This is a genomic window from bacterium, assembly GCA_040753085.1.
Lineage (GTDB): Bacteria > UBA9089 > JASEGY01 > JASEGY01 > JASEGY01 > JASEGY01.
Map to the genome: position 1 here is coordinate 1 of JBFMHI010000156.1, position 6,510 is coordinate 6,510.

Sequence of the window (6,510 nt, forward strand, 5' to 3'; positions counted from 1 at the left end):
AAAGAAGACACAAAGAGCACAAAGAAATAAAGGGAAAATTTATTCTCTCAAAAATCTTTGAGTCCTTTGTGAAACCCTTTGTGATCTTTGTGGTTTAAAAAAATTGTAGCTATTGTCAGACACCACCGGATATTCGATACTGGACACTGGATCCTTTACCCGCATCAAGCATCGAGGATCGAGCATCGAGCATCGAGGACTATTTGGTTGCGGCGGGAGGCCGCGCTATGATTATAGAACGACGAACAGAGGAATAAGTAAAACCCCGAAGGGGTGAAATAAAAACCACGGCCGTGGACTCGGATTGTTCGTCAAGGAAAGCACATTGTAATGTCTGACGGTATTCGCTTTCTTACGAGTCCGCACCACAATCCGGTTGATGCTTACACAATGGGAGGTATAGTCCATGATGCTGGGCTTACTGTTGAAGAGTTTCGTAGTCGGTTATAGCAACTATTAATATCTTTTGGACTTCGATATGGGATCAAAACAGTTACCTAAGATCAGAATACTTCATGTAATCCAATGGTTGGAACAAGGCGGAGCAGAAAAGGGGGCATGTTTATTAGCCGCGTCTTTGAATAAAGATAGGTACGAATCAATAGTTTGCGCCTTTCAAGACGGACTAATGCGCCAATATATAGAACCTCTGGGGGTGGACCTTAACATCGTCGAAAAAAAGCATAAATTGGATATGGTATTTTTGATGAAACTGGTGTATTTGATGAAAAAAAAGAAGGTTGATCTGGTCCATTGCCGTGGGATTCCTCCCACGGTCTATGGGGGTATGGCGGCAAAGTTAGCCGGTCTTCCTTTGGTGACAAGCGTCCATGGAAGAAGTCAGTTCCAAACGAAAACCGGCCTTAAAGCCTTGTATCTAATTCAAAAGTTCGGGGGGAAAGTGGTCGCTGTTTCAGAGAGTATGAGAGATGATTTAGTCAGAGAGGGTAATTTGGAAAGGGATAAAATTATGGTCATTCACAACGGTATAGATGTAAAAAATATAGAATTAGGGGACGGCGGCCAGATTAAAAGAGAAGAATTTAAGGTAGACACCTCTTCTTTAGTTATTGGAGCCGTAGGGACATTGAGGCCGGTAAAGGGCTATGAATATTTGGTTCGCGCCATGCCTCTCATATTAGAATCACTTCCTCAAGTAAGGTTAGTTTTTATTGGTGACGGGGAGTCAGCAGATGAATTAAAGGAGATAACCGAGCATTTAGGCCTTCAAGATTCGGTTCTTTTTCTGGGAAGACGTAAGTATGCCCAGAGGTTAATGAACGGCTTTGACGTCTTAGCGGTCTCATCATTATCAGAAGGGCTGTCTATGGTTATCCTGGAGGCAATGTCCGTTTCTGTGCCGGTGGTAGCCACCAAGGTGGGGGGCAATCCTGAGGTGGTAGAAGATGGGGTGACAGGCATTTTAGTGGAAAAAAAGAGTGAAGTAAGTTTAGCTCAAGGGCTAATCTGGATTTTAAAGGATGAGAATAAAAGGAAGGCGATGGGAAAGGCTGGGTGGAAGCGAGTTAAAGAGGCATTCTCCCTGAAGGACATGGTCAGGAAGTATGAAGAGGTCTACGAAAGTTTATTATCGTGAGGAAATTCGGTCTTGACCATCGCCGGAAATTCAATGAAAAATCTAAGGATATTGTCTTTAACTCAGCTATTTCCTAATTCTCAACAGCCGCAATTTGGAGTTTTTGTCAAGGAGCGGCTGAGATATATGGCTAAGCTTTGCGAGTTGAAAGTAGTGGCGCCTGTGCCCTGGTTCCCGCCCCTAAAATTGTTTAAGAAATGGTATAAGTTCTCTCAGATTCCTTTTCGTGAAGAGATAGATGGTTTAGAGGTTTACCACCCCCGATTTATTGTGCTCCCCAAGATAGGCCGGTCATTATATGGATTTTTATATTTTTTAGCGGTGGTGCCTCTTCTGAAGAGGATAGCCAAGGAGTATCCGTTTGATCATTTAGATGTGCACTGGGCATATCCGGACGGCTTTGCCGGGATATTATTGGCTAAATTATTGAAAAAGACGGTAAGCATTACTGTTCGGGGAGTAGATATAATTTCTTTCACCAGATACTCTTTATTGAGGCGGTTAATTGTATATGCTCTAAAAAGAGCCGATCTGACCATCGCCGTATGCGATGATTTAAAAAGAAGGGTTTTAGATTTAGGTGTTGGGCGGGAAAAAGTAGTGACCGTCTCTAATGGTGTAGATGTAGACAGGTTTTATATGATAGAAAAAATATCTACCAGAGAGGCACTAAAGTTGCCGTTGGAGAAGACAATTATCCTTTCTGTGGGGCATCTTATTGAACGGAAGGGCTTTCATTACTTGATAGAAGCGGTCTCAAAGATAGTGACCGCCGGCCGGAAAGATATTTTGTTGCTGGTAATAGGCGAGGGGGAATACCGGCCTATATTAGAAAGACAGATTGAGAATTTGGGGCTTTCTGATTTTGTAAGGTTGATGGGGGCTAAATCCCATACCGAGCTTTATAAATGGTACAGCGCGGCTGATCTGTTTTGTCTGGTAAGCAACAGTGAAGGGTGGGCTAATGTGATTCTGGAGGCGCTGGCCACGGGCACGCCTGTAGTAGCTACCGCCGTAGGTGGTCTGCCGGAGATAATTCCTTCAGAAGAGTATGGTATTTTGGTTGAAGATCAAGATGTGGGTAAATTAGCCAGGGCCATAGAGCGGGCTTTGGACAAAGAATGGGAGACCGGTAAATTGATAGCTTATGCCCAAGAAAATAGTTGGAATAAATGTGCCGGCAAAGTTTTGGAAAGAATTGAGGCCATTGCTTCTTCGTAGACATCTGGTAGTCTGGTGTCTGGTAGTCTGGTTGTCTGTCTGGTAGGCGGAACACCAGGCCACCAGACACCCGGTGACCATATTACTCGATGTTCAAGGTTTTCTTATAAACCGCTAAAGCGGTTGCTTTGGTTTATTAATGTCCCCCGATTCACCCCGATAAATCGGGGTGCTATTCTCATGCTTATTGAGTTTAGCACCCTGATTTATCAGGGTGTTACGGATAGGATAACATCTAGAATCATAACCGCTTTAGCGGTTTCAATCCCTGAAAGTCTGATGGCCCAGGTCGAAAAAACTTGAACATCGAGTATTACTATTCGTAAGTGACCGAAACGATGAGCAATGCCCTAATGCCTAATAAGATGAGAGTTGCGCTTATCCACCGGCTGTTCCGGAAAGAAGGAGCTATTCCGCTTACCGTTAAAATGATGGCCCACCATCTCTCACTTAAAGGGATAGAAAACATTGTCTTTTCCTCTGACGTGGAAGATGGAGCCAAGGAGGGACTAACTACCTTTGTCCGAGTGTTTACCAAACGGATAAAATTATTCGACCTGGGGGGGTGGTTATTTGCCGGCGGCCTCTTCTTTAAATTAATATCCGTTCACAAAGAGAGAAAGATAGACGTCCTCCAGGTGCATGATTCAACGGCCTTTTATGCGGCCTGGTTCTTTAGCCGGATTTATGGGGTGCCGGTTATTATCTTTATGCATACCTGTATATTTGAACCGGGCAAGAAGGGGATGTATCCGCCTACCCTTGATCTTATGTATCGCCTTAATACCAGATTTTATATGCGACATGCCGATCGAATAGCCTGTATTACCAAAGACTTAACTGATTGGGCTCAAAAACTTGGGGCAGATCCGGCTTCAGTAAGACTTATTCACGAGCCGGTTGATCTTCAACTCTTTAAACCTCAAGGGGAGAAGTTGAGAGGAGGAAAGAGACTTCTGTTTGTGGGCCGGGTCTCTTCCCCGGAAAAGGGGGCCAAATACCTCTTGGAAGCCATGGCCAGGATAGTAAAGGACTTCCCTGAAGCCAGGCTGACCGTGATTGGAGAGGCAAGTAATTCCCCGGCCTTGCTGGAACTCGTAGAAAAATTGGGGATCAAAGAGGTGGTCGATTTTAAGGGTCCGGTACCCCATAAAGATCTGGCCCCCTATTATGCCGGGGCGGATGTGTTGATTATCCCCTCACTGGCTGAAGGTCTGCCTAAGGTTCTACCTGAGGCCCTCGCCTGCGAAACACCGGTGGTAGGCACCAGAGTAGGGGGTATCCCGGAGGTCGTAAGGGATGGTTACAATGGATTATTAGTTGATCCGGGTAGCGCTGAACAGATTGCCGCGGCAGTGATAAAGATTCTTTCCAACGAAGACCTCCTGACAGCTCTGGCTAAAAATGCCCGGCCTTCAGTAGAAGCCCGATCCTGGGAGGCTAATATCGATAAGTATATTGAAATGTATAAGGAGTTAACAATTAACGATTAATAATTGTAACTACTCAGGTGGATGCACTGAAGGTGAAAGGCTTTTTAGGCTGAAGGCTGAAGGCTGAAGGCTATTGAACTTCAGTCTTCAGCCTTCAGCCTTCAGCCTAAACATAGGAGGTGAAGCCTTGCTTATTCAAGGATTCCAGTGGATATTATTGTTTTTTATTTCAGTAGGAGCAGGATATTACGTTTATACCGCTTCTGGAGTTATGTCTTCCAAAAGCATAGCTCTTACCTTTTTCTTATTTTTTGTAGGGATAGTCGCCCTTTTTGAGCCTTTAATTCCTCTCCTGGGATTTTTCTCCTTTGGATACCTTGACCTGGCCAATGTCTGGGACACTCACGGCCTCCATGCCATGCGGGTTCTGGCGATACTGATTTTAGTGGCTACTTTAATGAAGGGTATTGGAGGAGAGAAGATAAAGTTCAGTATTGCCTTTTCTTTGCAGAATTTATTAGTCATAGGGATTATCCTGACTATGATCAGCGGCTTGATAATAAAAGAGGGGATGTCATTTATCGATGTGACTAAGGATATGTGGATGCAGGAGTTTTTCAAGGTTATCTTTATCTATATCTTTATGGTTAACCTGATCGATTCCAGAAGAAAACTCGGCTGGGCCACGTGGATGCTTATCTTATGTGTCTTTTATTTAGCCCAGAAAGGTCTGGCCAATTACAGAACCGGTGCTCTGGACACGGCCAGACCATATAGCTGGTGGAATAAGAATGGGGCGGCGGCTGTCTTTGCCAGCGGAATTCCCATGTTCTACTTTCTCTTTTGGGAGGAAATGAAAAAGAGGCTCCCCAGAAATATCGAGGGAATATTTCTATCTATCCTGGGGATATCTTTAATCTTAGGAGGGGTATTCTTATTTGCAAAAGGGAGAGCAAAACCCGGGATACTCTTAGTCGGATGTGGGTTGCTTTTACCCGATAAAGAAGGGATGGGGGCAAAAGGGATATTCTTCCTGGGAGGAGTAGTATCTTTACTCCTGGCCTTATGGAGATGCGGTTCCCGCGGCGGGTATCTTGCTTTTATAGTAACGTTTTCTTTTTTGGTCCTGATAGAGTTGATAAGGGGGCATTACAAACGGCTGGTGTGGATCCTTCCCTTGGTGGCCGCCCTGCTCCTTTACAAAACTCCAGAAAAGGCCTGGGAGAAATTCCAAACCATTGAAACCTATGAAGAAGATGCCTCGGCTATGATCCGAATTGATGCCTGGAAGACAGCGATAATAATGCTTAAAGAAAACCCTCTTTTGGGGATAGGTATGAATAGATACGTGGTTCATTTTATGGATTACTGTCCTCCGGGGTCCCCTACTTATCACCTGGGACTTCGGAGTCCCCATAGCATATATGTCCAGACATTTTCTGAAACAGGATTAATAGGCTTCTCTCTTTTTCTCATTCTCCTGGGTAAAAGCTTCTGGGATGTCTTAGTGGTTATACGGAGGTCTAGAGCTGGTCCGGAAAAAACCTGGTTAGGCACTATGGCAGCCGCTTTTGGACTCAGCTTGTTGAGTATTTGTGTGAGCGGGGCATTTACTGGGAATCCCTACACCCTGGGTATCTATGGTTTCATTGCCTTGATTGTGGCCACCAGGAAACTGAGTAATGAAATGATGAAGACTCCCGCAGGAGGTAAGAGAGAGATTTGAGATAGAGATAGATACTCGATGTTCAAGTTTTCTTTCTGATAAGGTTGGCACATTTTTTGCTTCCACTTGATGTTTAGTCCACCGAAGGCGGATTTGTGTTTCAGCCTTTTCCCATTCAGGGTAACAATGGCAAATCCTACGCGATTATCTTTTTCACAGACATCCTCGGTATAAAACCCACCTGCATCCTTTAGATAAGGGATTATCTTTTTGAGTAGGGTAGTCTTACCTACCTTAGGTCTTCCGGTGATAAGGATGTGTTTCATCTTTTTCTATTCAACCCCCTCTCAATTACAGAAAACTTAAGGTTAATCTTTCTTCAGGACTCAATAGCTTAGAGATTGCTTGCCAGAGGTGTAACTACTCAGCCATAAAAAAAAACTCAAGTTTAGTCTATATTATCCGATATAGAGGCTGTTTAAAAATGGCAATCATCTGCAAATAAATTATTTACTAATTTCTGCCTCCTGTGGTATAATAGCTTAAAAATACCAAACAATCCAAAACCAGCAGGAGGCAACGAAGCATGAAAC

Annotated in this window: 6 protein-coding genes; 5 read left to right on the top strand and 1 reads right to left on the bottom strand. The window is 44.1% G+C overall.

Annotated elements, in window-relative coordinates:
• The first annotated feature begins 87 nt into the window (after positions 1-87).
• The 5 genes from AB1797_12180 to AB1797_12200 all read left to right on the top strand — a co-directional run bounded on the left by AB1797_12180 (position 88) and on the right by AB1797_12200 (position 5,977).
• Positions 88-231, top strand: coding sequence for a hypothetical protein (locus tag AB1797_12180; protein MEW5768356.1), 144 nt, complete (start codon positions 88-90; stop codon positions 229-231).
• Between the two features lie 247 nt (positions 232-478).
• The gene (locus AB1797_12185; protein ID MEW5768357.1) at positions 479-1,597 is read left to right on the top strand and encodes a glycosyltransferase; all 1,119 of its coding nucleotides are present in this window, start codon (positions 479-481) and stop codon (positions 1,595-1,597) included.
• A 126-nt stretch (positions 1,598-1,723) separates the two neighbouring features.
• A complete protein-coding gene (locus tag AB1797_12190) occupies positions 1,724-2,818 on the top strand; it encodes a glycosyltransferase family 4 protein (GenBank protein MEW5768358.1) in 1,095 nt (364 codons plus the stop codon).
• A gap of 338 nt (positions 2,819-3,156) precedes the next feature.
• The gene (locus AB1797_12195) at positions 3,157-4,311 is read left to right on the top strand and encodes a glycosyltransferase family 4 protein (GenBank protein ID MEW5768359.1); all 1,155 of its coding nucleotides are present in this window, start codon (positions 3,157-3,159) and stop codon (positions 4,309-4,311) included.
• Positions 4,312-4,522: 211 nt separating this feature from the next.
• On the top strand, positions 4,523-5,977 hold the full coding sequence (locus tag AB1797_12200) for an O-antigen ligase family protein (protein ID MEW5768360.1): 1,455 nt from the start codon (positions 4,523-4,525) through the stop codon (positions 5,975-5,977).
• Here AB1797_12200 and AB1797_12205 read toward each other — a convergent pair.
• Complete coding sequence (locus AB1797_12205) at positions 5,890-6,243, bottom strand: nucleoside-triphosphatase (protein MEW5768361.1); 354 nt, start codon at positions 6,241-6,243, stop codon at positions 5,890-5,892. The genes AB1797_12200 and AB1797_12205 overlap by 88 nt on opposite strands.
• Positions 6,244-6,510 lie beyond the last annotated feature (267 nt).

What these genes read in the sequence shown, in the direction of transcription:
- AB1797_12185 (MEW5768357.1), top strand. Translation starts at nt 479, where the DNA reads ATGGGATCAAAACAGTTACCTAAGATCAGAATACTTCATGTAATCCAA.
- AB1797_12190 (MEW5768358.1), top strand. Translation starts at nt 1,724, where the DNA reads ATGGCTAAGCTTTGCGAGTTGAAAGTAGTGGCGCCTGTGCCCTGGTTC.
- AB1797_12195 (MEW5768359.1), top strand. Translation starts at nt 3,157, where the DNA reads ATGAGCAATGCCCTAATGCCTAATAAGATGAGAGTTGCGCTTATCCAC.
- AB1797_12200 (MEW5768360.1), top strand. Translation starts at nt 4,523, where the DNA reads ATGTCTTCCAAAAGCATAGCTCTTACCTTTTTCTTATTTTTTGTAGGG.
- AB1797_12205 (MEW5768361.1), bottom strand. Translation starts at nt 6,243, where the DNA reads ATGAAACACATCCTTATCACCGGAAGACCTAAGGTAGGTAAGACTACC.